This is a genomic window from Xylocopilactobacillus apicola (assembly GCF_033095985.1).
Lineage (GTDB): Bacteria > Bacillota > Bacilli > Lactobacillales > Lactobacillaceae > Xylocopilactobacillus > Xylocopilactobacillus apicola.
Genome location: NZ_AP026802.1, coordinates 592,074 through 618,360, shown reverse-complemented (window position 1 = coordinate 618,360; position 26,287 = coordinate 592,074). Strand labels below are relative to the sequence as shown.

The following is a 26,287-nucleotide window of genomic DNA, read 5'->3' as shown; positions in this document are numbered from 1 at the left end:
AAGCAAAACAAATAAGAGATTTAGTCAACTTTAAGGGCTAGATCTCTTTTGTTTTGCTTATTTGTATGTTATAATTGAATAAATAAAATAAAGACGATTAAACTATACATGACAACAAATGAAGAATCTTTGATTGCTGAAAACAAATCCTTAAAAGCAGAAATTGTCTGGTTAAAAGAACAGCTTGCTGATCTTAACCGGACTCATTATGGATCTCGCTCAGATAAAACCAAATTTGATGCACAAAGCAATGATGCTCAAAGCTCTTTGTTTGGAGAAAAAGATTTTTTCGAAATGAGCCAGACTCCTCTGGCACAACCAAGAGTGAAACATGCACCCGTCCAGTACAAAAGAGTCAAAGGAAAACTCGTCAAGATCAAATCAACGAAAAACTCCCGGTCCGAAAAATAGTTCAACAGCTACCAGATAAACTTTGCGCTAGCTGTCATCAACCTTATGTAATAATTAAAAACCGGCTCTTAAATTGCAAAATAGTTTATCATCCAGCTTGGTTCGAAAGAGTTGAAACCTATGCCGAGATTGGTAAGTGTAATCACTGTGTTGATAGTGTTCCTTTTTCTGCATCAGCACCTCTATCTCTAATTCCTCATAGCGTATTAACTCCCAGTCTTGCCAGCAACATTATTGACAATAAGTTTGAATTAGCACTTCCTTTAGATCGTCAAAGAAGAAACTTTCAAAAGATGGGCTTCTCAGTCTCGGAGATAACCTTATGTAATTGGGTCATTAAACTTTCGCAACTGCTTGAACCGTTATATAAGCTTTTATTGAAAAAGTTAAAGAAGTCACAATACTTACATTGTGATGAGACTCCCATTTAAGTTTTAAGAGAACCTGGCAAGAAGTCTACCAGTAAATCATACTTATTGGTCCTCCAAACTTCTAAATATTCAACTAATCAGATTGTTTTATTCAATTATTCGCCAACCAGAAGTCAGACAGTGCTGCAGAAATTACTTCAAGGTTGGCAAGGATTCCTAACCACCGACGGATATAATGGCTACAACAATCTGGGCTCTAAGATCAAAAGAACCGGTTGTTGGGCTCATGTTCACCGTAAGTTTGTAGTTGCGGCGCAAGAGTTTAAACACCTTGGTCTTGCAGCAAAGTTTGACCAGTTGATTGATCAGCTTTACCAGATTGAAGATAGGATCGCTGATTTACCGAGAGACAAACGACTTCAAGTTAGGAAGACGCAGTCGCGTAAGATCGTAGAACAATTCTGGGAATTAACTGGTAAATATCCCATTATCAATAAATCAAAACTGAAAAACGCAGTTGAATACGCATTAAAGAATCGAGAGGCATTGGAAGCATTTTTGAATGACCCGATGATCCCGTTGGATAATAATCTAGTAGAACGAAGTATTAAGAAATCGGTCATTTGCCGAAAGAATAGCTTATTTAGTACAAGTGTAGCGGGAGTAACAGCCAATGCGATATTCTTGAGTTTAGCTGGAACAGCTAACTTAAACCACCTTAACTTCCAAAAGTACTTGGAGTATCTTTTCTTTGAGCTGCCTAAATTTTGCGGTAATCCAAGAGAAGAGCAGTTAGAGGATTATTTGCCTTGGTCTAAAGAAGTTCAAGCCAAATGCCGGTATTAAAGTAATTCAAATAAAATTCTAAACCGAAAAGAAAGGCTCACAATTCTGATTTTAAGAATAACAGAATCGCGAGCCTTTTAATATACGTCGGTTATTTGGTGCTTACGAACAATTGATGACAAAATTGAAATAAAATTTTGGATCGCAATTTGTGAGCTCTATTTTGGCGATTTTAAGAAAGCTGAGAAAATTATTAAAACGCTTTTCGATTTTAAAGAATTCATCGATAATGAATCAAACCCAATTAGCCAAAGTATTTACAATTATCGCCGAACTGATGCGCTCAAATATCGCCAAATCACACTTGAAAGCGATTAAGATCAAGCACCCGATCAAAATTTTGAAGCGTTTGTTGATCATAGTGGTGAATCACTTCAACAAACGTATGATTACTGTTGAAAAGGTATCGGTGAATATCTTGATCGGTCAGATGATCCAGTGATGCGTTGATTTCATCCAATAATAATACAGCGCGTCTGGCAAGAATTGCCCGCGCTAATTCGATGCGCGCTAATTGACCGCCTGAGAGCTGGTCCGCATTATCTCCCAATGAATAATCGAATCCTTTACTTTTAACTAAATCTTCTAAATCCAATTGACTGCAAATTTCCTCAACTTCTTTTCGAGAAATATCTACACCTAAAGTAAGGTTGAACCATAAATCAGCTGCAAAAATAGTCGGCTTTTGGCTTGCAGAGGCAAAAATTTGTTTAAAACTGCCCGCTTGGACCGCTTTTTCATTAAGCTGGATTTCTGAAGCTTCGCCAAATTCTCCTGTCAACAAAAACTGTAACAACGTTGATTTGCCAGAACCCGACGACCCGATAATCGCCAGCCGTTCCCCTGTTTTAAGTTCAAAGTCGATTCCCTTAGCTAAGACTTGATTTTGACGCCTTAACTTAAGGTCTTTGACCGCTAACTCCTGAAAATCACCAGATTTTTGTGACTCTTTTTGGTCTGCTAAAGCTACGTAATCATTGACTTTCGTCACAATTTTCTTTGTCGTCGCTAACTTATTGCGCTGATCAAGAATCGACATAATTGGACTAATAAAAGTATTTGCCAGCTGGATTTCAGCAAACAACGTACCAATCGTCGTTGCCCCTTTAAGGACCATCAAGACTCCAATTAGAAACGGCAGCATAAAACCTCCCACATAAACGACAAGGTTAACGTAGGAACTTGCATCTAAATTTAAACGATTCATTTTCTGAAGAGCATTCTCCAGGCGAGTCATCGAATCAGCATTGCGTTTAACTGCCTGATCTTGGCATCCATAAAGGCGAAAAGTATCAGTGCCTGCCAGAAAATTCTTCGACTGATTAACGTATTGACTATTAGCTTCAGACCATTTTTCGGAGGCTTGTTGAATTGGTTTTTGAAAAAAATTCGAAGCAATCATTGGCAGAAAAGCTCCAATTAAAACCACCAAAGTTAAAATCCAATTTAGATAAATGGCATAACTTAGCGCCAAAACCAAGGTATAAAAATCAATTAAAATAGAGATTTCTGCCTCAAAACGGTTGGTTTCCAACAGCTTAAAATCATTCGTCAAAAAACTCAAAGAATTACTATTTTCAGTCGTCGAAGTGTTCAACATTCCGCGAAATATTTTGGATCTTAAACGCGTATTAGTAGTTTTAATTGCATCGGTTTTCAAATAGTTAAAAATTAACTGAGCAAAAAAAGTGACTAAAAAAGCGCTGATCGTAATCACTAAAAAACGTGGAATCGACTGAGAGGATTTCCTGGTAGCAATATCAGTTAAGCTGCCCACCATAAATGCCAACACAATACTCTGGGCGCTTGAGATTAACCCAAACAAATTCAGCAAAACAAATTTAAAGTGCGAATAATATTTATAGACCATTTCAGCTCCAATCTTTCATATAATGTTTTAATTGTATCGTAAGTACCAAACAATCGCCCGTTTTTCTCACCGAGATTTATTTTCCTTATGATAATCTTAAGTCAATTATTGAGGTAAATTTTTCGGCCTCAAAAATGTAATCAGTTTATTAACCTCCGATCGCTAAAAGCAAAACTTGGGTCGTGGATATTAACGGCCATTATGCAGGAACTATTCGAGCTTGATCCCTTTCAATCACAGCATTTCTCTTCTGAGGCTGCAGGCGTGATCGCTTCAAAGGTCCTTATTGGTACATTCTCATTTATATGGGATGCTTCAATGCAGAGATCTATTAGTATAATTTCACAATTGCACCAGCAACATGAACTACAAAAAGGTGCCTGAGTTAAGCACCTTTATTTAGTAGGGGGACCACAGTTCGATTTGAAAAACAAAAGCCAGCAAGACTTTAGATCTGTCTGGCCAAAAAATTACTTATCAACACCCGTTAATATAGATCCAAAAAAAAGCGCCGATCATTACTGATCAACACTCAATAGTAAATTTAAGGCGTCGAATCAAGCAATGTGTAAGTCACCTCACCACTGTAACTGCCTGCCTCGGGAATCTCATTCGCTGTCGTTTTGAAAAGCATATTCCACGGTTCTTCCCAGGTATCTTCATAAATGACGCCTGGAATTACCTTCTCAGCTAGTTGCACCGCTACTGGTGTCAAATTAGTTTCCACTCCCGAACCGTTCTTATGATGCAGCGGATTGCCCGTAATTCGTTTAGTCCCTTTAGTCAGAGGTTTCGTCATTGCAGCTTCAATTCGCCACTTCTTATTCTTACGAGAGTTGCGGTTGTCAGTAACCTTAAACTTGTGATCTTCACTTTTGTAGTTGTGACTTCGCACTGATCCCCGATGAGTCCCAAAATCTATCGCAGTTGGTGCTTCTAACAACACGCGTCCACGCTGATCCCAAACGTACGTCCGCTTGCGATTAGCTGTAGCCGATTCACTCATAATTTCGTCTGCCGTCTTCGCCTCTCCGTCTGGCTCATGAAGGAAATCATCTGTACTTGCTTCACGCCACTGTGCATCAGTTGCAAAGTATTGCGAATTAGGCGGCACCGGTTTAGCGAGATCGTTAATTGGTTTCCCTGGCGTTGGATCTTTCAAATTCACCGAGACCTCAAGTCCATCAACAGTCACATCAGGAAATTTGGTGTTTGGTCCAAGTGTCAACTTCCAAAGCTTGTCGGTATCTTTTAACATTTCATGGTAACCATGATTAATACGACCATAGCCATCTGAAGTGTTAGTTACATTAGTCAGATCAAAACTACTTAAATCAAGGCTTGTTAAGGATTTGCATCCCTTAAACATATAAATCATATTAGTAACCGAACTAGTATCAAAACTCGTGACATCTACATCTGTTAATTGTTCGCAACCATCAAACATATAATACATATTTTCTGCTTTCCTGGTATCAAATCCTGTTAAATCAAGACTTCTTAGCGATGTGCAACCACTAAACAAAGAACCCATATATTTTGCGCTACTGGTATTAAAGTGCGTGAGATCGAGACTTGTTAATGAACTACAACCACTAAACACCCCAAACATATACTCCACTTTACTCGTGTCAAAGTTTGTAATATCAAGACTCGTTAATGAACTACAATTTTCAAACATTCCTTGCATACTATAGACATTACTAGTATTAAAATGAGTGACATCTATATCTGTTAAAGATCTACATCCATTAAACATCGAACTCATATTTGTAACTGAACTCGTATCAAAATTAGTCACATTAAGGTTTGTTAATGATTTACAATCAACAAACATTCTATACATATCAGTGACTTCACTAGTATCTAGTCTTTCTAATCCTTCAATGGTTGTCATTAAAGGCATCCATTGAAATAATCCCCCTAGACTATTCCTTGCTGTTACTCCTGGCTTAAGCACCGCTTTGGTTATCTGACCTTGGTAAGGATACCACGGCCAATCTCGATAATAAGGATTGTTAGGATTTGGAAAAGGTTCCAAATCGGCACTAGCATTCAACTCATGCGGATAAATGGTCAAGACGTTATTGCTATCTACATTCCACCAGAAATAATCTAGTAATTTGATCGTCTTTGCAGACGACACATTATTGGCATTATCCACCGAAACAATGTGGAGATATTTATCATAATTGGCAGTTCGTTCCAAATACAATTTTGCCGACGTACCTGTTGTCGGTGTCAAATTAATATTTGTCACCTTATTTGTCGCAGGATCTCTTGTAATATTCGGCGTACCTGTCGGATTGCTGTCAATCGAATAAACATAACCTTGAATTCCGCTTAAAGAAGGAATCTTGATAATATCTGAATAAGCATCACCAGCAGACGTATCTGCCCGAGCACGATAATAGTAATCCGTCGCTAGATCACTGGCGTCAAAAGAGAGAGTTAGATTGACATCATTTTCAGCACATGAAACACCTGTCATTTTCGGAACCTCTGGAGCAGTTGTATCTTTAGCGTTAATATCCTTACCGGTAGTGCTCGTATTTAAACTTGACGTGTAATAAATCATGTTAAAGATGATTTCTGCTTCTTGCGGTGTACACTGACCAGTTGTATGACCGGTCTGAATTTGAGCGTAATTGTTTTTCGACACCAAATACCAGTTGTCATCAGCAATAACGTTTCCTGCTCCATCTCTCAGATACGTTACAAACGAATCTCCTGGGCGCCAATAGTTCGTAGGTAACGTAGCCTCGTCGTATTTAATCCACCGAGTCGCACCAGAATTATATACATAATATGAACAACAAGTGTGTGATGGAGAAACATTATAGATCTTAGTTGGATCTAAGAAATACGGCTGTTGAGTCAAAGAGCCTGGAACCGCAATTTTGAGTCGATCACTACCAACTTCAGTGTATGAAGGAGATACTGATAACCCTAATAAAGAAGCAAATCGATTAAAATACGGGTGAAACGGAGGACCCACATGCATGTCAGATCCAGGAGTGATATTATCTGCCGCTCCTTCAACTGTATCATGTCCAAAAGTCACCGCTCGTCCGGTGTCACCAAAAGCTCTGGTTGCCTGAGATGATGCATCGGTTAAATCCTGATTCCTTATATCATAGTTATCTGAATTCCAGTCAGATGCTCCAAAGAAGATGCTGTCATACTTATATGTCCCGTCAGGATTTTTAAGCATGCCTGGATTATCATTGAAATCTTTAAGCCAAACCGTTGTAATATCAAACAATCCTTGATCAACGGGACCCGTGCCAGCTGAATTTTGCATCTTCATCCAGCCTTCAAACCATTTTCCAACAGCAGCATTTCTTGGTGCAACATTCAAAATCTTGAAACGTTTGCCATAATTGGTTCCAACTTCACCGGCTGACGTGAATGAAGCACTAAGATCGCGCTCAACATGATACCCGCCACTCAAATTAGCAGGAGCGTTCCACTGTAGGTCAATCTCGTTGCGCTTTTCGGTGTTATTCCAACTACCCGAACCTGTCATTCGAAAACTTCCGTAATTGACTACCGTAGAATTAGTAGCTGGCGGAATCTCTCTCGTTAATGCAGGCTTTTTAGATAAAACAGGATTAGCTAAATGCCCCCCCCCTGAAATCGCTACCATTATTTTCAAGTGTTATATTTTCAGGAAAATCTGCCGCTCTACTGTCCTGCTTGTAGTTTAAAGCAAATGTCAAAGCCCAAATTCCACTAATAGCTATCAAAATATAGCTCAGTTTCTTAAATAATTTCATCGTTGTCTCCTCTTGATGTTGGTATTGTAGTGTTAATGTATCTATTATACCAAATTATTAATCTGATTTTGTTCATTATTTTTAAAAAAATTAAAAAAAGACGAATTAATTCAAGCTATTAGCTGATCAATTCGTTTTTGCTTTCTTTAGATTATTTTATTATATAAAAAATATATAAACTTCAGTAAATAAAGTTTTGAAAATCCATTTAGCTAAAAATGAGCGCCGATCATTGCTGATCAACACTCAATAGTTAGAACTGTTATTTTGTCTTGAAGCGTTTCACTTTCTTCAAACGCTTTGCTTTTTTCTTTTTATTTTTCTTGATCATGGAGTTCATCGCCATTTTACCAAGCTTGCCTTTGACCCCTTGACCAGCAAACATCTGATCCATTGCGCCCATATTTCCCTTTTGCATCTTATTCATCAAGGTCGAAGTTTGTTTATATTGCTTGATTAAACGATTAACTTCCATTACATCACGCCCTGAACCTGCAGCGATTCGGCGGCGACGTTTTGGCGTTAAGACATCAGCATTCATCCGTTCTTCTTGCGTCATTGAAGACACAATTGCTCGCATATGAGCAAAGTCTTTATCACCAAATTGAATATTAGCAGCTCCTGGCATATCCGAAAGCCCCGGAATCATTTTCACCAATTCATCCATTGGACCCATCTGCTGAACTTGATCCATTTGCTCAATAAAATCATCTAAATCGAAATTATTTTCTTGAATTTTGCGAGCTAATTCTTGGGCTTGCTGTTCATTATATTGTTCTTGCGCCTTATCAACTAATGATAGAATGTCACCCATGCCGAGGATTCGACTTGCCATTCGATCAGGATAAAATACATCAAGATCACTTAATTTCTCGCCCGTCCCGACAAATTTAATCGGAACCCCTGTATCGTAGCGAATCGAAAGCGCCGCCCCGCCTCTGGTATCTCCGTCAAGCTTCGTTAAAACTACTCCAGTGATGCCAAGAGCGTCATTAAAGTCATTTGCAACATCAACGGCAGTTTGTCCTGTCATCGCATCTACAACCAAGAGAATTTCGGTTGGCTGAGATAACTCCTTGATTTTCTTCAATTCGTCCATCAATTGTTCATCAATTGTCAGACGACCTGCCGTATCAATAAAAACGTAATCGTTATTATTCTTACGTGCTAAATCAAGTCCATTTTTAACAATCTCGACTGGATCAACATCGGTTCCTTCGTCATAGACTGGAACTTTTAGGGTTTCTCCCAGCGTTTTTAACTGATCAATTGCTGCCGGACGATAAACATCGGCTGCGATTAAAAGCGGACGGGCGTTGTTTTCTTTGACTAGCCTGCGAGCCAGCTTACCAACGGCGGTAGTTTTACCAGCACCCTGGAGCCCAACCATTAAAACAATCGTCGGAATATGCTTAGATTTATTAAGCTCAGATGCCTCATCGCCCATGACCTTGATCAGTTCGTCGTCAACAATTTTAATAATTTGCTGATCAGGAGTAATACTATCAAGAACATGTGCGCCCAATGCTTCGTCTGAAACTCGTCTGGTAATTTGACGAGTCACTTTTAGGCTTACATCGGCTTCCAGTAAAGCTGTCCTAATTTCCCGCATTGCGTTGTCAAGGTCGCTTTGGTTAATGCGCCCTTTGCCGCTTATTTTCTTAAAAGTTGCTTTTAATCTCTCAGTTAAACCTTCAAATGCCATTTAATTACCTCTTTCAAAATCCATCACATGTCGGATTTTTTCGATCAAAGTTTTAGGGACTTGATCTTGCGTTTGATTCAACAGGTTTTCAAGTTGATCAAGGCGCTCAATCATGCCAATTTTTTTCTCATAATTTTCTAGTTGCTGAACAGAACGGCGCAAATTCTCAGAGACTGCCTGACGACTCACCTTGAAATATTCTCCAATTTCATTTAGGGAAAGATCTTCATCATAATAAAAGGTCAAATAATCTCTCTGTTTTTCAGTCAAAAGTTCGCCGTAAACATCAATGAGTCGGGTAACCCGTATTTTTTCAACATAGTTCATTATACTTGTAAGATGCCACTAAAGAAACCGCGCATAAACTCGTCCGGTTTAAAATCAACCAAATCATCAACTTGTTCACCCAAACCAACCAATTTTACTGGAATATTAAGTGACTTTTTGATTTGAAGAACAATGCCGCCTTTGGCTGTTCCATCAAGCTTACTTAATACGAGCCCCGTCAGCTTCGTAACCTGATTAAACTCTTTAGCCTGACTCAACCCATTTTGACCCGTTGTTGCATCGATTACTAGCAGCGTCTCAGTCGGATCAGTTCCCGCTTCTTTCTTAATCGTCCGCTTAATTTTATCTAGCTCATTCATTAAATTGACTTTATTTTGCAACCGACCAGCGGTGTCGATCATTAAATAGTCCGCATTTTCCTCTTGAGCCCGATGAATCCCCTCAAAAACAAGCGAGGAAGGATCTTGATCGGTTTTACCTTTAACAATTTCGGCCCCCGTCCTCGTTGCCCAACGATCTAATTGTTCAGTCGCACCTGCTCTAAACGTATCGCCCGCCACCAAAATGACCTTTTTACCAGCTTTAACGAAACGATTGGCTAATTTTCCAATTGTAGTTGTCTTACCAGCTCCATTAACCCCAACGAACAGATAAATATTTAATCCTTCATGGTGCTTAAGCTCAGTTGTAGATTCGTCCACCTGATAACTATTAACCAGATATTCGATAATCGCCTGCCCAATCTGCTCTTTGGTTTTCAGATTTTCTTCTTTAACCATTTCTTTGAGTTGATCAGATAAATCCATTGCTAGCTCATAGCCCACATCGGATTCAATCAGAAAATCTTCTAAATCATCAAAAAATTGATTGTCAACCGATCTGAACTTAGCCAAAAAGTGGTTAAACCCAGCCGCAAAACTGTTACGAGATTTCTGCAACCCTGCTTCGTATTTCTCGTCTGATTCTTTTGTATCATCAACACTTGTTGACTCAGAATCCAGTGCCTCCGTTTCAGAGGGTTCACTAGTAGATGATTCTGGTTCTGGTTCTGGTTCTGGTGTCTCTGATGCGTCATCATTTGATTTACTAGCATCTTGCGTTTTTTCAACTGCAACCTTTGCTGTTGGCGCGGACAATTCTGCTTCCAAATCCGTGGAATCATCAACTTGCTCGGCGTCATTTTTTAATTTGGAATCAAGGTCAGTTGTTTCAGAGGCTGACTGAGCCTCATCCTTGTCAGTTGTTTCAGATTGTTTAGCTGCGGATTGATCATCATTTTCCTCAACCGCAGACTTGTTTTCTTCATCGTCTTGCTGCTCGCCAAAGAGCGATTTCTTTAATTTATCAAATAATCCCATGTCTACTCCTTGCTAATCTCATCGAGTTTCACTGATACCATTTTAGAAATACCGGTCCCAATCATTGTAACCCCAAAAAGCCTTTGGGCGGCTCTCATCGTTGAGCGCCGGTGAGTGATAACGATAAATTGCGTGCGACCATTAAATTGTTCTAAATATTGACTAAAACGATCAACGTTAGCATCATCAAGGGCCGCTTCAACCTCATCAAGAATCGAAAAAGGAACCGTACTAACCTTAATAATTGCAAAAAGCAAAGTAATTGCACTTAAGGATTTTTCACCCCCAGAAAGTAAACTTAACGATCTCGTCTTCTTGCCAGGAGGTGCCGCCACAATCTCAACCCCGGTCTTTAATAAATCATCCGGCTCAGTCAATTTTAGTTCCGCCGTGCCACCGTTAAACATCGCTGGATAAATTTCTTGAAAAGCCTCATTAACAGCATTAAATGCGTCGCCAAAAAGTTTGCGGACTTGATCATCAAGCTTATCAATCGATTCCTGTAGTTCTTGACGAGCTTGTAACACATCGTTTAATTGCTGTTCGGAAAATTCAACCCGCTCTTTTAATTTCTGATATTCATTGACTGCTTCTAAATTGACATTACCGAAGTCACGCAGCTTTTTCTGTAAAGCTTTCAGATCTGACTTTTGTTCTTCGGCTGTCAATTCATGTTCGCTCACAAATTTAAGGGCACCTTCGTAGGTCATCTCATAATCATTAGCTAGATCGTCTAAAAGCGAATCCAATTGAACTTTAAATCGTGCCGTTTGCACTGAAAGAGCATTTAATTCTTGTGCAAGCTGATCATGATTGAGCTGCTCTTTTTCAAGCTCTTGATTTAATTTTGCTCTATTCTCTTCAATTCCTTGACTGGCAGTTACTAAATCATTTTTCTCTTGAGCAAGATCAGTTTCTTTTTTGGTAGATTCTTCTAATTTCTTTGCTGCTACAGCGATTTGTTCCTGATACTCAGAGATTTTTGCCTCAAGATCGTCAATTTTCTCCTTATTAGCTGCCTTCTCGTTTTGATATTGATGGAGCTGATCAATCTGCTCTTTTAAGCGTTCCTGAAAATTAAGTTTTCGCTCCCTTAAAGTTGCAATACTTGCCTCTAATTCACTTCGTACGCCCGAATTATCTTCTTGCAGTCTTTTTTCAATTTGTTCATTTATAGTTGCTATTTTAGTATCAAAAATCGAAATCTGGTTAGCGTTTTCCGCTAATTGCTCTTTTAACTTAGCAAGTTCATCATCGCCTTGTTCTTGATTTCTCTGAGCAAAAATTTCCAAATTAAGTTCTTCAATTTGTTCTTTAACACTGTTACTTTGAGCATCAACTTGTGCCAAATCTTGTTTAGTTTTCTCAATTTCAGTTCGTTTAGCTTGCTGGGCATTTTTCTCATTCGTCAAATCAAGTCCAATTTGACTTAACTGATCTTTAAATTGCTGGGCTTTCTGCTTTATTGAAATAATTTGCTGTTCAACATCAGCCAATGCCTTTTCTTTTGTTTTAATTTCACTTGAACGAAAATAATCATTACGAGTATTCGATTTACCACCGGTCATAGAGCCGCCAATATTAATTAAATCTCCATCAAGCGTCACAATTCGATAACGATTTTGGGTCAGATGAGCAATTTGGGTGCCTTGATCCAGATCTTTGGCGATGATTAAACGACCAAAAAAATTAGAAATAACGTTACGATATTTTGGGTCAAAATCAATTAGATCAATCGCAACCCCCAGAAATCCCGGCACTTGAGCAAGTTTTTCCTTTAAAGTATCGCTAAAATCTTGTTCTTGAATTCGATCTAACGGATAAAAAGTTGCACGTCCCTTATTAGCGCGTTTTAAAAATTGAATCGCTTCTTTCGCCGATTTTTCATCAACAGTTACAATATTTTGAAATCTCGTTCCTAAAGCTTCTGAAAGAGCTTTTTGATACTTAACTGGGACCGTGACCAATTGAAAAATAGTTCCAATAATTCCATTAAGCCGCTCGGCATTTTGAATCACTGCCTTAACCCCTTCAAAAACGCCGTTTAACGAGCGTTCTTGATTTTTCAGATCGCGAATCTGACTGGTTAAGAGTTGGCGCTCATTATTATGTTGGGCCAATTCTTGACTTAATTTATCTTGTTGATTTAAAAGTTCGGCCTGCTGTTCAGCAATTTTTTCAATGTTTTCTTGCGCATTATTTTGAGCCTGCTCATAATCCGCAATAACTTGGTGCAAACGTTGCTGGTTTTGCTTCAAATCGTTTAAAATCGACCGTTTTTCATCAATTCTTTTTTGCCGATCAGCAATAAGTCTCTTAATTGAGTTTTGCGAATTTTCAAGCACATTTAGCTTGTTTTTGACCGCGGTTTGTTCATTCAAAAGATCAAAGTAACGATCTTTAGCTGCATCGAGTTCATGATTTAATTCTTCAACAGTTGCGCCTGATTTCTCAGCGAGAGCCCCTTGTTCCTTTTTCTTCGTTGCCAATTCATCGTTCAAATCAGCAATTTGCTGTTTAATTTGTTCTTGCTTTTTAGAGCAATCTTCACATGATTGAGCGAGTTCTTGAATTCGATTTGTAAAATCCTGAATTTGAATTTTTGCCTGATCATTTTTGGTAAGCAAAACTTGATGATCAGAGCTGAGTGTTTCGCGCTCTTTAATAACTGCAACTAATTTTTGCTGAAGGTCGTCTTGAGCTTGCTGCTTTTCACTTGCTTCTTGATTAGCATTTTCAAGCGCCAATTTATTATCCTTAATGATTTCTTCTAAAGTTGAAATCTTTGTTGATAAGGATTTTTCCTGCTTCTCTTTTGTCTCGCGCTGCTCAACTAATTTTTTTATTTTATTGACCACACCAAAAAGATGCAATCGATCATACAATTCTTTTAAATTGCTATACTCAGTTGCTCGTTCGCTTTCAATCGCAAGCGGTTTTAAATTGTTATTTAACTCAAATAAAAGATCCTTTAATCGCTGCACCTCAAAGTCAGTCGCCTCTAAATTACTAACCGCTTCGCGCCGATTCAATTTATACTTATAAACTCCAGCAACCTCTTCAAATACTCCCCGCCGGGCGATCGGATCACTATCAATAATATTTTGAACTTTACCCTGATTGATAAAAGCCATTGTATCGCGCCCTAAGCCCGCACCTAGAAACAAGCTTTGAACATCTTTTTGCCGTACATTCTGATGATTAATTTGATAATCGGAAGTCCCATCACGATAAATAGTTCGTGATACCTCAACTTGATCGCCAAATTCAGCCAACAGATGATCGGAGTTATCGAGAACCAACTCAACTTTAGCACGATTAAGCGCCTTTTCTGTCTCGGAGCCTGAAAAAATTACATCTTTCATCGTATTTCCCCGAAAACTCTTACCAGATTGCTCACCCATTGCAAAACGAATTGCTTCAAGCAGATTACTTTTACCAGAACCGTTAGGGCCGATCACACCATTAATTTGGGGACAAAAATCAATAGTTGTCCTTTTTTGAAAAGATTTAAACCCGGTTAAAGTTAAAGATTTTAAATACAAGGATCAATGATCCTGTTTTGCTTGAAGTTTTTCTAGAGCAACTTGAGCTGCTTGTTGTTCAGCAGATTTGCGATTATGCCCCACTCCGCTACCAAGCAACTGATCGTTAACGTAAAGATCGGTCGTCCAGTCGTCTTTTTGATCCAGATGTTCCCGTGGAATATATTCAATCTTTACTGAGCCGGCTTCTTGCAAAAGTTCTTGAAGCGTTGTTTTATAATCGACGTTCATTTTCAAGTTTCCACTTTTGATATCTTTAATCACAGATTCATTTAAGAATTTAGTAACTGCCTGTAACCCGGAGCTTAAATAAATTGCCCCTAAAAGCGATTCAAAAATATCTTCCATTAGTGCACGCCGCCGATTGCCGCTATTTTTAAGTTCTCCCTGGCCTAATAAGACTGCGTGATCTAAACCCAGCTCCAAAGAAAATTGACTCAGACTGGCCGATTGAACTATATTAGCCCGAAACCTTGTCAATTCACCTTCATCCAGATCAGGATAATTGCGGTAAATATACTCGGTGATCACAAACTGGAGTACCGCGTCTCCAAGAAATTCCAGTTTTTCATAGCTAAGTGACCGATCTTCATTAATCTCGTTAACATAGCTAGTGTGAGACATCGACTGAACTAATAGATTGTATTTGACCTCAATGCCAAATCGATCAGCCAGTTTTTTTTGTAAATTATTTATGCGTTCTTTATTCGTGTTCATAGAGTTGATTATACAAGAATTAAATAGTTTAATGAAGCACTAAATTTCTTATATTTTTGATGCAGCAAAAAAGACCAGGTATTTAATCCTGATCTTCTCTTGAAAAATTATTTCTTAATTCCAATCTTGTAGTACTGATTAGTTTGCATCCAACCAAGCGGTGCAACCGCGTAGTTTTCAACTTTGTCACTAGCTGCAGTAATGATATATGAGCGATTCGTTGGAATAACATAAGCTTCTTTATTCATATTATCCTGCCATTTGATCAATGAATCAACAAAGTACTTGTGATCATTAACCGCCTTTTGAGATTGAATATCTTTAATTAACTCGTTGTTCTTAGAACTATTGAAACGTGCATAGTTAGAAGGATTTCCTTCAGCCCACATGTTAGCTGCACGACTTGGTTCTGATGCAAGTCCCCAAGCGGCCATGAACATATCAACACCCTTAACATCTTTCTTTAAATTGTCATAGAAGGAGTTAAAATCAGTTAATTTTCCATTAAGCAATTGAACTTTTAAGCCGACGTCTTTCCATTTTTGGATGTAATTATTAACAATCGTTTGTTGATCGTTATCACTTGACATTGACATCAAAGTAATCGTAAATGGTTTGCCATCAGGATCTGTCCGGTAACCATCTTTACCCATCTTGTAACCAGCTTCATCCAATAATTTCTTAGCCTTATCTGCTTGATATGGATAGCCTTTAGCATCTTTATCATGATATTCAGGGAATGATTCTGGAATCAAAGTTGTGTCACGATAACCAACCCCATGACCAAATTTATCAACAACTTGATCAACATTCATCGCATAACCAATTGCTTGACGCAGCTTCTCGTTACCCATCTTAGCATTTGGATCTTGAACGTTCTTACCGGTATCTTTATCGAACTTGCCGACCTTAAATCCAAGATAAGAATACTGCATTGGTTTAACTCCTAAGAAGTCATAACCACTAGTTTTCTTAACGTTATCCCAAATACTTGCTCTAACCTTAATCAAATCGTATTTATGAGCTTTGATTTGTTGCTCTTGCGTTGCAGGACTAACTACTGTTACGGTCAAACTCTTCAAACGAGGTTTACCTTGATAATAGTATTCGTTTGGTTCAAAAGTAACTGATTGTCCACTAACTACGTGTTTAATCTTGTATGGACCAAAGAAGACTGGATCAGTATTACACTTCTTTGAAGCTTTTAAATCTTTAAGCTCAACGTCTTTTAAGTAATGATATGGCTCTGCATTTTCCCAGAACCAACCATTACCGGAAACATCCATTCCGACTTTCATTTCCTTGAAGTGGATCACAATGCTATCACCATCTTCACCGTTAGGATAAGTAATCCCCGAAATAGTCTTGGCTGTTCCTTCGTGGAATTCTTTCATTCCTTCGATGTTTTCAAACTGCTCGTTGTAACGTTCAGATGCTGTATCTTTACTAGCTAAGATTTCATAAGGATATTCCAAATCCTTAGCAACCATCTTCTGACCGTCAGACCATTTAACCTTTGGATTGATCTTCATTGTCGCTGTCTTTGCCTTGTTGTCTAACTTCAGATCAACTGCACCACCATCAACAAAATTGAAATTCTCATCAGTCTTGATCATGTATTCTGAGGCCCAGTTCTGGACAACCTCTGAATCAACAGCACTGCTTTGAAGCTCTGGCAACCAAACTGCTGTAAATGGCGTTGCCGAAACTGTTGCCACATTCAATGTGCCACCAGTCGAATTACCGGTTTTAGTCTTCGACTTGAAATCCACCTTAGTAGTTTTTGCACTCCCACTACTACTCTTACTACTAGAACTTGAAGAGCTGCTTGAATTGCTTGATCCACAAGCAACTAACATACTTGCCGCTAGCAGAGTTACCCCTGTCGCCATAATTTTCTTAAACTTTTTCATCAATTCATCTCCCAACAAAATTTAAAGATACCCGTACTATAACAGTTATTAGATCAAATTACAAACGCTTTTTTCCTTATCCACGGCGCTGTCTCGCATCAGCAGCTCTTCTTAAAGCCTGTCCAAAAAAGTTAATACTAACGGTTAAAATAATTAAAGTTACTAACGCTGGGAACCAGCCCCACGGATAGTTCAACATGAAGTTAGTGTCACTAGCATAACCAATCAGCGTTCCAAGACTCGGCACATTATCTGGCAACCCAAATCCTAAATAACTTAAAGTAACTTCAAATCCAATCATCCCCGCAACTGTCAGTGTAAAATCTGTGATAATGTACGTTGCAATATTCGGTAAAATCTCACGAAAAATAATAGTAAAATTCCCGGTCCCCGAAGTTTTTGAAGCCATAACATAATCTCGATCTCTTTGAGATAAAGCAAGAGATCTCATCAAACGAGCTGTACTCATCCAAGAAATTGCCGCCATCAACAGAACTAAGTTGACAGGCGTATAGTGTTTCCAAATTGAAACTATAGAGATAACCGTGATCGTTCCTGGCAAAATCATAAAGAAGTCTACAATCCGCATCATGATTAAATCAAACCAGCCGCCAAAATATGCACTAACTAACCCAATAAAAATCCCAAAAAATTCGATGATAATTGCCAGAGCAACCCCCATCAAGATAGAATTTCTAGCACCCATGATCAAATAACCAAAGAGGTCGTAACCAGAATTATCAGTCCCCAAAAGATGCCCGTTTTGTCCAGGCTTTAACCAATTATTAAAGATGTCAACTGTTAGAAGTTTGTTTTTATTGATAAAGAAACTTCCAATAATTGAGAACAAAACTATAAAACAAATCACAAAAAGTGAAACCATTGCCCATTTATCGTGAATTAGCTCATGGTAAATGACCTTTAATGTCGAAGGAGTTACTTCTTGATTTTCATTTAACGTATTTTCTGTCGTCTTATCTATTTCTTCCATCATCTCACCTACTGAATCCGAATTCTTGGATCAACAATACTCATGATAATATCTGATAACAGATTCCCAATCAGAGTTAGCGTTCCAAATAACAGAGTTAAAGTAATCATCACTGAATAATCCCGACTAGTCACTGACTGCAAAAACAACTGTCCCATTCCTGGATAAGAGAAAATTCCTTCAGCAACAATTGCTCCGCCCAAAAGTCCCGTAATAGTCAGACCAATTGAAGAGGCAATTGGCAAGAATGAATTACGCAGAATATGTTTTCTGAAAATTACTTTTTCCGGCACCCCTTTTGCTCTAGCTGTCCGCACATAATCTTCCTGCGTATTATCGATAATTCCCGAGCGAAGATACTGAACAATTCCGGTCGTACCCGTTAGAGTCATTGCGATCGCTGGCAACAACATGTGATATATTCGTGACCACAATACTTGCCAAAAACCATGTGCCGTCGCAGACACAGTTCCGGTTGATGGAAAAATTTTTAAAATAAATGAAAATAAAATCAACAAAATTAGGTAAACTGCAAATGGAGGGACTGCTCTTGTAATAAAATTATAGAAAGCAACAAGGCGATCTTGCCATTTACCTTCATGTTTACCTGCAAAAAGTCCTAAAGGAATTGCAACTGCATATGTCATGATCGTCGTTAAAAGACTTAACCAAAGGGTATTGGCAGCTCGTTCCCCAATTAAACCAATCACTGGCCGATCATAAGTATAACTTTGACCAAAATCACCTTTGAAGATATTTTGAACCCAATGGCCATATTGAACCAACGGCGGATCATAAAGTCCTAACTGCTGTTTTAATTTTTCAATAGTCTGCGGATCAGTGTGAGGCGTAATTTTGCCACTAAACGGATCCCCAGGCATCAATTTTGCTAAAAAGAAGACCAGCAGACTTAAAATGATGATCTGCGGGATCATTAAGAGTACCCGCCTTAAAATTGTTTTCCACATCTTTTATTCTCCCCCTTCTATAGAAGCTTGAGCTGGAATTGCCGCATAATGGGTCTTGGAAATTTGTTTTAAATCTAGAACCCGATGATCTTCATCGTACCAAAATTTCTCATTTTCATCGTATTCCTTTTCGACTGCCAGACGATCATTTAAATCTGCTTCCCGATTTCTCGGATTAATGTCCGGAATCGCGGCTAACAATCGTTTGGTGTAAATATGCTGTGGATTATTGTAAATATCTTCCCTGGTTCCAACTTCCACAAAACGGCCGCGCGTCATAATAGCCAAGTTCTTACACATATGACGAACGACCCCTAAATCGTGCGAAATCAAAAGATAGGAAATATTAAATTCCTTTTGAATATCTTGCATGTAATTTAAAACCTGTGCCTGAACAGAAAGGTCCAATGCTGATACTGGTTCATCGGCCACAATAACTTTCGGATGCGTCGCGACTGCCCGCGCAATCCCAATTCTCTGACGCTGACCACCACTAAATTCAAAAGGATATTTATAAAGTGAACCCGAAGGCATCCCAACAATATCCAACAATTCTTTTACCCGTTGTTTTTCTTCGGTTTTGGAAGGATGTTCAAAATTGCGGATCGGTTCAGCAATAATATCAATGATTCTCTTTCTTGGATTCAAACTCGAAAGTGAATCCTGAAAAATCATCTGAACATCGCGGTTATACTCAAGCTCTCGTCGATTTGACGCCTTAGTAATGTCCTCATCTTTGTAGATAATTGAACCTTTAGATACTCGCTCAATTCCGACAATCGATTTGCCAATAGTACTTTTTCCCGATCCCGATTCACCAATTAAGCCATATGTCTCACCTTCTTCAATTTCTAAAGAAACATCATCGACGGCTTTGACGTAGCCTTTAATCGTGTTAAAAAAACCACCTCGAATTGGATACCAAACTTTTAAATTTTTAATTTGAATTAAACTCATTGTACCTACCTACTTCTCATCTTGAAAATGAAATGTTTCGTAACACGTACACAAAACCTGATGTCCCTCGCCCACCTCATGATAGGTTGGTTTTTCTTCATGAGCATCTTCAGGAATCCACGGAATCCGCGGCGAAAAACGACAGCCGTGTTCATTCATTTCAGGTAATGGCGGAACGCTTCCTTGAATTACGTGCAACCGGTCACCTAAAGAATCGGATTGCGGAATTGAATTCAAAAGCGAACGTGTATAAGGATGTTTTGGGTCTTCAAAAATATCATAGACACTACCAGTCTCTACAATTTGTCCTGCGTACATTACTCCAACTCGATCAGCTGTTTCAGCTACAACTCCCAAATCATGTGTAATCAAAAGAATGCCAGATTCTTTTTCCTTCTGGATATCTTTTAACAAATCAATAATCTGAGCTTGGATCGTAACATCAAGGGCCGTCGTGGGCTCATCAGCAATAATAATCTCTGGACTGCAAGCAACTGCAATAGAAATAATAATTCTTTGTCTCATTCCACCAGAAAGTTCATGTGGATAACGGCGAAATGTTCCTTCAGGATCAGGAATACCAACTCGTTTTAAAAGTTCTAGTGCTTTTGCCTGTCGCTCATTTTCACTCAATTTGGTATGGTACAAAAGAGCTTCAGTAATTTGATCTCCAACACGCATCAGCGGATTTAATGCTGACAACGGATCTTGAAAAATCATCCCAATATCTTCTCCCCTAATGTTATCGTACTCATCGGGAGTCAAACCGACCAATTCACGCCCACGATATTTAATCGAACCCTCAATTCGTGAATTTTTGGGATCTAACAAGCCAATAATACTGGTTGCCAAAGTTGACTTCCCACAACCAGATTCGCCAACTAAAGCATAGATCTCGTTTTTATGCAGTTTCATCGAACAATCATCAACTGCATCATAGTACTTTCCCCCAATTTTAAAAGAGGTGTGTAAATGATCAATCTCTAAAAGCGTGTTGTCTTTTTCCGTCTCCAAAACATTTCCTCCAAACCAATTGATATAATTAAAAAAGCCCTCACAAATGAATTATTTCTCAAAAAATGATCCTTGGGCTTAGTTTTGCGCTTTGATAAAGTTGACCGCATCTTGTACTGTTAAAATCTTTGCTGCATCATCATCTGAGATCTCTTTACCAAATTCGCTCTCTAATTCTAACGAAAATTCCAAGAGAGAAATTGAATCAGCATCCAAATCATTTTTGAAATTTAACTCGGGGGTGACTTTAGCTGGCTCAACTTCAAATTGTTCGACAATGACTTTTTTTATTTTTTCAAAAATTTCTTCATCACTCATGTTATGTCTCCTCTTTTATTGATACAAATTGCGAAATTTTGTGACAGTTTGCTCGCTAATCATTTCTTTTACTTGCTTAATTGCATAATACACCGTCTGAGCTTGAGAATTTCCGTGACCTTTAATCACCGGTGCATTCACGCCTAACAAAACCGCGCCGCCAAAACGCGAATTATCGAACTGACTAGCTAGATTACCTAGATCATTTTTTACGAGCAAGGCTCCCAATTTCGTGGTGATATTACCAGTCATTAGTGAATCTTTTAACAGATGCAAAACAGTTTTCATTGTGCCTTCCATCGTCTTTAAAACCGCATTTCCCGTGAATCCATCAGTTACAATCACGTCAGCTTTGGCTGCCATTATCTCGTTAGGTTCAATATTACCCTGAAAATTGATTTCTGGCAATTGACTTAGCTCTTGATGGACAGTTTGGTGCAATTCGTCACCTTTATGTTCCTCAGAACCAATATTTAATAATTTCACAACTGGATTCTTAACTCCTCTGAGATCCTCCGCATAAATTGAGCCCATCTGGGCAAACTGAACTAAATATTTTGCCTTAGATTCAGCATTTGCTCCGACGTCAAGCATATTATAATAAACGCCTTTGACCTTGGTCGGAAGAGTTGGCATTAAAGCTGGGCGCTCAACATTTTTAATTCTTCCAATAACAAAAATTCCTGCAGCCAGCACCGCACCAGTATTTCCACATGACAAAAAGCCATCAGACTGTTTGTCTTTAACATCTTGAGCTGCTCTAACTAACGAAGAATCCTTCTTTTTTCTAATTGCCGCTACTGGTTCGTCATTACCCTCAACAACTTGCGTAGTATTGATAATTTCCAATTGCTCAGACGTCTCAATAAGCTTGGCCAATGCTTCACTAGGACCAAACAGTCTAATCTTCGTTTCATGATCTTCACTTAAAAACTTCTTGACCCCTTCAACAATTGCTACTGGAGCATCATCTCCGCCCATGGCATCGATCGCTATCTTCATATGTTTCCTCCTATTTCAATTTTATCGACATAATACTTTAGTCAATAGTCTCGTCATAATCTTTTGTTTCAATTAGAAACTGGTGCAAATTTCCATTTGCTTCATTTTCAAGCAATGGATCGCTTTTAAAAACTTGATCAACCGCTGAACGCGCTAATTGGAGCGCCTTTTGGTCTTCTAAAGGATCGCCAACTTTAAAATTAATCTCACCTGATTGACGACTGCCAAAAACTTCTCCTGCGCCGCGCAGTTTTAAATCGTTTTCAGCCAACACAAAGCCATCATTTGATTTGACCATCAACTCTAAGCGCTTTTTGGCAATATCATTAGTCGGATTACCAACTAAAACGCAGTAAGACTGCAATGAGCTTCTACCTACACGCCCACGCAACTGATGAAGCTGTGATAAACCAAAACGATTCGCATCATAAATGATCATCAAAGTTGCAGCTTTAACGTCAACCCCCACTTCAATTACCGTTGTTGAAATCAAAATCCGGCTTTTTTGAGCCGCAAAATCGGTTAAAATCTGTTCCTTGGCTTCTGCTTTCATCTTTCCATGCAAAAGAGCAACTTCAACTTCAGGATATTTTTTGACGTATTGATCGTAAATTTCTTCAGCATTACGTAAATCAATTTTTTCCGATTCAGCCACCAGCGGCGTCACCACATAAACTTGGTGATCATTTTTTAGTTCGTATTGAACTGCTCGATCAATTAAAGGATCATCGGGACTTTTAACCCAAAGCGTTTTGATCGGCAGGCGACCACGGGGCATTTCTTTAATCGTCGAGATCTTGATGCTTCCATAGATAGTAATCGCCAGCGTCCTAGGAATTGGCGTTGCCGTCATCGATAAAATATTGGGCATCAATCCTTTAACTCTCAGGGCTCGACGCTGATTAACTCCGAAGCGATGCTGCTCATCGATAATAACCAGCGACAAATTCTTAAACTCGACGTCTGGCTGAATTAACGCATGAGTCCCAATCACTAAATCAATTACACCCGTTTTTAAGCGCTCCAGAATATTTTTACGCTGAGCTTTAGGGGTAGCGCTCGTCAAAAGTGCAATTTCAAGACTTGTATCCTTAAAGAGCGATTTTAAATTATCATAGTGCTGTGCTGCCAAAACTTCGGTCGGAACCATCAAAGCACTTTGCATCTTAGCCGTCGCTGCTGCATAAATCCCAAGTGCTGCAACAATCGTCTTCCCAGAACCAACGTCACCTTGAAGCAAACGATTCATCGCTAGTGGGCTTTTAATATCATAACAAATTTCGTTAACCGCTTTTTTCTGTGAATCTGTCAATTCAAAAGGCAGGGTTTCAATAAACTTCTTAAGTTTATTCAGGTCGTAATTAACTTCAACCCCTTCTTGATCCTCATCTTTATTAAGCCATCGCAAACGGCTTAAATACAAAAAAAACTCTTCAAAAACTGCTGACTTTCGAGCTACTTGAGCTTCTTCATAATTGACAGGAAAATGAATCTTTTTAAGCATTTCGGCTTCTGACATCAAATGAAGCGGTAAACGGATCTCCTCTGGCACAATGTTGACTAAATCTTTTTGATAATTTGTGAAAGTATCCTTAATCAATTTTCTTAACGACCACTGTTTAATACTCGCCGTCGTCGAATAAATGGGCTCTAACTGACCGGTTTTAGCTTGATCGATAATTTTACTGCCAACAAGACTAAGATTGCTTTGTTCCCACTTGCCATAAATTGCAATTTCTTGACCAATTAAAATTTTATCTCTTAAATAAGGTTGATTGAAAAACACCACGTTAATGATTAAATTTTCAACGTCTAGCTTAAACCGTAAGGAATTTCGCTTGCCACCAAAGCGACTTAACACCGGACTGGTCACTACTTGGCCTTGCAAAACTGCTTTATCTCCGTCGACTAAATTTTCAATATTTTGCTTTGAAAGATCTTCGTAGCGATAAGGAAAATAATAAAGAAGGTCGATCACCTTCTTGATCCCCAGACCATTCAGTGCTTCGACCTTTTTCTCACCCACTCGCGGCAAAACAGAAACTGGCGCAAATATTGTGTTTTCACTCATTTTATTCAACCGAAATTAAATAAGGATAAACTGCTTGATCTCCTGCATGAATCTCTAATTCCAAATCAGGATATTTATTTTGAATTTCACTTTCAATTTTCACAGCTTCCCTTTTGGCAGCATCAATTCCATAGAAAATCGAAACGATTTCGCTATCTTCTTCAAGCATTTGATCAATCAATTTAATTGCCGCCTGAATTCGATTTTCCGCCGTTGTAACAATTTCACCATCAACGATTCCCATAAAATCGCCCTTTTTGATTGCAAGACCATTTATTTTGGTATCGCGAACGGCATTTGTCACTTCACCTGATTTAACCATCGTAATGCCTTCGCGCATCATTTCAGCATTTTCAGCTAATGAATTTTCTTCACCATAAGCAAATAAAGCTGAAATTCCTTGCTGTATGGATTTAGTGCTGATCACCTCAACTGGTAGGCTCACAGCATTCGCCGCCGCCTGGGCAGTCATTAAAACATTGCCGTTATTAGGCAAAATGATAGCATTTTTTGCCTTGGTCCGTTTAAGAATCTTTAAGAAATCTTCTGTACTAGGATTCATCGTTTGACCACCAGTAATCACGCGAGTCGCTCCCAAACTTCTCATCAGCTCGATCAATCCTTTTCCTTGTGCAACCGCGATAATTTCCGTCGTAATCTTGTCATTCTTCGCCGAATTTTCATCGTCTTCGATAATTGTTTCATGCTGCAAACGCATATTATCAATCTTGATCTTTTCCAATTGACCAAACTGTGCCCCATATCTGAAAACTTTTTCGGGACTTTCAGTGTGAATGTGCACTTTTGCAACTTCGTCATCTGAAACCGCCAAAAGCGAATTTCCTAATTGATCCAGGTATGAGCGAAATGTATTCAGATCGAAATCTTTTTCTTGATTAAGGGTAATCATCATTTCAGTACAATATCCGTACTCAATGTCATTGGTCGCTAACTGACTTTGAACACTTTGATGATGAGCTGCATTAACCATTTCATTCATCTGTTCGTCACTTGGTGTATAAGTGTCGTCGCTCCCCTCGCCTTTAATTGCGTTAAGGAATCCTTCATAAAGAAAAACTAAGCCTTGCCCGCCAGAATCCACAACGCCAACTTCTTTTAAGATTGGCAAAAGTTCTGGCGTGAGCTTAAGGCCTTCTTTAGCTCCTTTAACCACTTCCTCCATCACTTCAGCTAAGTCATCACTTTGACTAGATTTCTCCAGTGCCGCATGCGCTGCATACTTCGCCACCGTTAAAATTGTTCCCTCAACTGGCTTCATAACTGCTTTATAAGCCGATTCGACTCCTTGTTGAAGTGCTGCGGCAAATTGTTTAGCATCAAGAGTTTCCTTTTTGCTAATCGATTTTTGAAAACCGCGAAAAATTTGAGAAGAGATCACCCCCGAGTTACCCCGGGCACCCATTAACAAACCTTTACTGAAAAGAACTGCCAAATCTCCAACGCTCATAGAATCTGATTCATTGACAAATTTAGCTCCACTTTGAAAAGTTAAATTCATGTTAGTTCCAGTATCACCATCAGGCACTGGAAACACATTTAAAGAATTGATAAAATCAACATTTTTGTTCAGACGATGAGATCCCATTTTGATCATGTTTCTGAACATTTCAGCATCTATTAATTGTTTACTCAATGATAATCCCCATTCTCACTTAGTCATCGATCAGTTTTACGTCCTGAACAACCACATTTACGATTGATGGACTCACAGATAACATTAACTCTAAATTATATTTAATTCGGTCTTGCACATTCTTTCCAATCTCAGAAATTTTCATCCCAAAACCAACAACCACGGAGACTTCGACCTCGATTTCTCCTTTAACCTGTCTAATTTGCACCCCTTTTTGATAATTAGCCTTATTTAACAAGCCCATGAGATTATCGCGAAATGAATGATTTGCTGCCAGACCAACGACTCCAAAAACATCGGCAACTGCGTTACCAACAATATCTGCAATCACTCGATTTGAAACCTCGACCTGTCCGTATTTCGTATTAACTTTCAGTCCCATTGAAAGCTCCTTTCAGAAAAATAAAAATCTGTTATTTTATAGTTTACCGCAAAACTCACGAATCCCAAATAATTTGCAAAATTTAATCTTTAATGTTAACCTACTAAAGATACTTTTAAATGGAGCA

19 protein-coding genes and 1 pseudogene are annotated in these 26,287 nt (G+C 38.7%); 2 read left to right on the top strand and 18 right to left on the bottom strand.

Features of this window, described 5'->3' with window-relative positions:
• Positions 1-108 precede the first annotated feature (108 nt).
• A complete protein-coding gene (locus R8495_RS03070; protein WP_317636098.1) occupies positions 109-411 on the top strand; it encodes an IS66 family transposase in 303 nt (100 codons plus the stop codon).
• Positions 381-1,628: pseudogene (gene tnpC, locus R8495_RS03065) on the top strand (IS66 family transposase). The gene R8495_RS03070 and the pseudogene tnpC overlap by 31 nt, the downstream one beginning before the upstream one ends.
• Before the next feature lie 298 nt (positions 1,629-1,926).
• On the opposite strand, the gene R8495_RS03060 reads toward tnpC, so the two are convergent.
• From R8495_RS03060 to R8495_RS02975, 18 genes are all read right to left on the bottom strand, one after another.
• Positions 1,927-3,498, bottom strand: a complete 1,572-nt coding sequence (locus R8495_RS03060; RefSeq protein ID WP_317636097.1) for an ATP-binding cassette domain-containing protein — start codon at positions 3,496-3,498, stop codon at positions 1,927-1,929.
• 544 nt (positions 3,499-4,042) lie between these two features.
• Entirely contained in the window at positions 4,043-7,147 is a 3,105-nt protein-coding gene (locus R8495_RS03055; RefSeq protein WP_317636096.1) for a BspA family leucine-rich repeat surface protein, read from the bottom strand.
• Complete coding sequence (locus tag R8495_RS03050; RefSeq protein ID WP_317636095.1) at positions 7,113-7,277, bottom strand: hypothetical protein; 165 nt, start codon at positions 7,275-7,277, stop codon at positions 7,113-7,115. The genes R8495_RS03055 and R8495_RS03050 overlap by 35 nt, the downstream gene beginning before the upstream one ends.
• 262 nt (positions 7,278-7,539) lie before the next feature.
• Entirely contained in the window at positions 7,540-8,982 is a 1,443-nt protein-coding gene (gene ffh, locus R8495_RS03045; protein ID WP_317636094.1) for a signal recognition particle protein, read from the bottom strand.
• Positions 8,983-9,309, bottom strand: a complete 327-nt coding sequence (gene ylxM / locus R8495_RS03040) for a YlxM family DNA-binding protein (RefSeq protein ID WP_317636093.1) — start codon at positions 9,307-9,309, stop codon at positions 8,983-8,985.
• Positions 9,309-10,628, bottom strand: coding sequence for a signal recognition particle-docking protein FtsY (gene ftsY, locus R8495_RS03035; RefSeq protein WP_317636092.1), 1,320 nt, complete (start codon positions 10,626-10,628; stop codon positions 9,309-9,311). The genes ylxM and ftsY overlap by 1 nt, the downstream gene beginning before the upstream one ends.
• Before the next feature lie 2 nt (positions 10,629-10,630).
• Complete coding sequence (smc, locus tag R8495_RS03030; RefSeq protein ID WP_317636091.1) at positions 10,631-14,173, bottom strand: chromosome segregation protein SMC; 3,543 nt, start codon at positions 14,171-14,173, stop codon at positions 10,631-10,633.
• 3 nt (positions 14,174-14,176) lie between these two features.
• Positions 14,177-14,890 (bottom strand): ribonuclease III, encoded by a 714-nt coding sequence (gene rnc, locus R8495_RS03025; protein ID WP_317636090.1) that lies wholly within the window; start codon positions 14,888-14,890, stop codon positions 14,177-14,179.
• 107 nt (positions 14,891-14,997) lie between these two features.
• Positions 14,998-16,803: an oligopeptide ABC transporter substrate-binding protein gene (locus tag R8495_RS03020; protein WP_317636089.1), complete on the bottom strand. Its 1,806-nt coding sequence runs from the start codon at positions 16,801-16,803 to the stop codon at positions 14,998-15,000.
• 76 nt (positions 16,804-16,879) lie between these two features.
• The gene (locus tag R8495_RS03015; protein ID WP_317636088.1) at positions 16,880-17,797 is read right to left on the bottom strand and encodes an ABC transporter permease; all 918 of its coding nucleotides are present in this window, start codon (positions 17,795-17,797) and stop codon (positions 16,880-16,882) included.
• Between the two features lie 5 nt (positions 17,798-17,802).
• Positions 17,803-18,762 (bottom strand): ABC transporter permease, encoded by a 960-nt coding sequence (locus R8495_RS03010; protein ID WP_317636087.1) that lies wholly within the window; start codon positions 18,760-18,762, stop codon positions 17,803-17,805.
• 3 nt (positions 18,763-18,765) lie between these two features.
• Positions 18,766-19,719, bottom strand: coding sequence for an ATP-binding cassette domain-containing protein (locus R8495_RS03005; RefSeq protein WP_317636086.1), 954 nt, complete (start codon positions 19,717-19,719; stop codon positions 18,766-18,768).
• 9 nt (positions 19,720-19,728) lie between these two features.
• Positions 19,729-20,733, bottom strand: coding sequence for an ABC transporter ATP-binding protein (locus tag R8495_RS03000; protein ID WP_317636085.1), 1,005 nt, complete (start codon positions 20,731-20,733; stop codon positions 19,729-19,731).
• Positions 20,734-20,811: 78 nt separating this feature from the next.
• Positions 20,812-21,051 carry an acyl carrier protein gene (acpP, locus tag R8495_RS02995; protein WP_317636084.1) on the bottom strand — a complete coding sequence of 80 codons (240 nt, stop codon included), beginning with the start codon at positions 21,049-21,051 and terminating at the stop codon, positions 20,812-20,814.
• Positions 21,052-21,066: 15 nt separating this feature from the next.
• Positions 21,067-22,053, bottom strand: a complete 987-nt coding sequence (gene plsX, locus R8495_RS02990; RefSeq protein WP_317636083.1) for a phosphate acyltransferase PlsX — start codon at positions 22,051-22,053, stop codon at positions 21,067-21,069.
• 37 nt (positions 22,054-22,090) lie between these two features.
• Complete coding sequence (gene recG / locus R8495_RS02985) at positions 22,091-24,124, bottom strand: ATP-dependent DNA helicase RecG (RefSeq protein WP_317636082.1); 2,034 nt, start codon at positions 24,122-24,124, stop codon at positions 22,091-22,093.
• Between the two features lies 1 nt (position 24,125).
• Positions 24,126-25,751 (bottom strand): DAK2 domain-containing protein, encoded by a 1,626-nt coding sequence (locus tag R8495_RS02980; protein ID WP_317636575.1) that lies wholly within the window; start codon positions 25,749-25,751, stop codon positions 24,126-24,128.
• A 46-nt stretch (positions 25,752-25,797) separates the two neighbouring features.
• Complete coding sequence (locus R8495_RS02975) at positions 25,798-26,160, bottom strand: Asp23/Gls24 family envelope stress response protein (RefSeq protein WP_317636081.1); 363 nt, start codon at positions 26,158-26,160, stop codon at positions 25,798-25,800.
• Positions 26,161-26,287 lie beyond the last annotated feature (127 nt).

Coding starts and splice junctions, on each gene's coding strand:
- rnc (WP_317636090.1), bottom strand. CDS start 14,890: ATGAACACGAATAAAGAACGCATAAATAATTTACAAAAAAAACTGGCT.
- ffh (WP_317636094.1), bottom strand. CDS start 8,982: ATGGCATTTGAAGGTTTAACTGAGAGATTAAAAGCAACTTTTAAGAAA.
- recG (WP_317636082.1), bottom strand. CDS start 24,124: ATGAGTGAAAACACAATATTTGCGCCAGTTTCTGTTTTGCCGCGAGTG.
- ftsY (WP_317636092.1), bottom strand. CDS start 10,628: ATGGGATTATTTGATAAATTAAAGAAATCGCTCTTTGGCGAGCAGCAA.
- acpP (WP_317636084.1), bottom strand. CDS start 21,051: ATGAGTGATGAAGAAATTTTTGAAAAAATAAAAAAAGTCATTGTCGAA.
- R8495_RS03050 (WP_317636095.1), bottom strand. CDS start 7,277: ATGAAATTATTTAAGAAACTGAGCTATATTTTGATAGCTATTAGTGGA.
- plsX (WP_317636083.1), bottom strand. CDS start 22,053: ATGAAGATAGCGATCGATGCCATGGGCGGAGATGATGCTCCAGTAGCA.
- R8495_RS03055 (WP_317636096.1), bottom strand. CDS start 7,147: ATGGTAGCGATTTCAGGGGGGGGGCATTTAGCTAATCCTGTTTTATCT.
- R8495_RS03020 (WP_317636089.1), bottom strand. CDS start 16,803: ATGAAAAAGTTTAAGAAAATTATGGCGACAGGGGTAACTCTGCTAGCG.
- R8495_RS03060 (WP_317636097.1), bottom strand. CDS start 3,498: ATGGTCTATAAATATTATTCGCACTTTAAATTTGTTTTGCTGAATTTG.
- R8495_RS03005 (WP_317636086.1), bottom strand. CDS start 19,719: ATGAGTTTAATTCAAATTAAAAATTTAAAAGTTTGGTATCCAATTCGA.
- R8495_RS02975 (WP_317636081.1), bottom strand. CDS start 26,160: ATGGGACTGAAAGTTAATACGAAATACGGACAGGTCGAGGTTTCAAAT.
- R8495_RS03070 (WP_317636098.1), top strand. CDS start 109: ATGACAACAAATGAAGAATCTTTGATTGCTGAAAACAAATCCTTAAAA.
- R8495_RS02980 (WP_317636575.1), bottom strand. CDS start 25,751: ATGTTCAGAAACATGATCAAAATGGGATCTCATCGTCTGAACAAAAAT.
- ylxM (WP_317636093.1), bottom strand. CDS start 9,309: ATGAACTATGTTGAAAAAATACGGGTTACCCGACTCATTGATGTTTAC.
- R8495_RS03015 (WP_317636088.1), bottom strand. CDS start 17,797: ATGATGGAAGAAATAGATAAGACGACAGAAAATACGTTAAATGAAAAT.
- R8495_RS03010 (WP_317636087.1), bottom strand. CDS start 18,762: ATGTGGAAAACAATTTTAAGGCGGGTACTCTTAATGATCCCGCAGATC.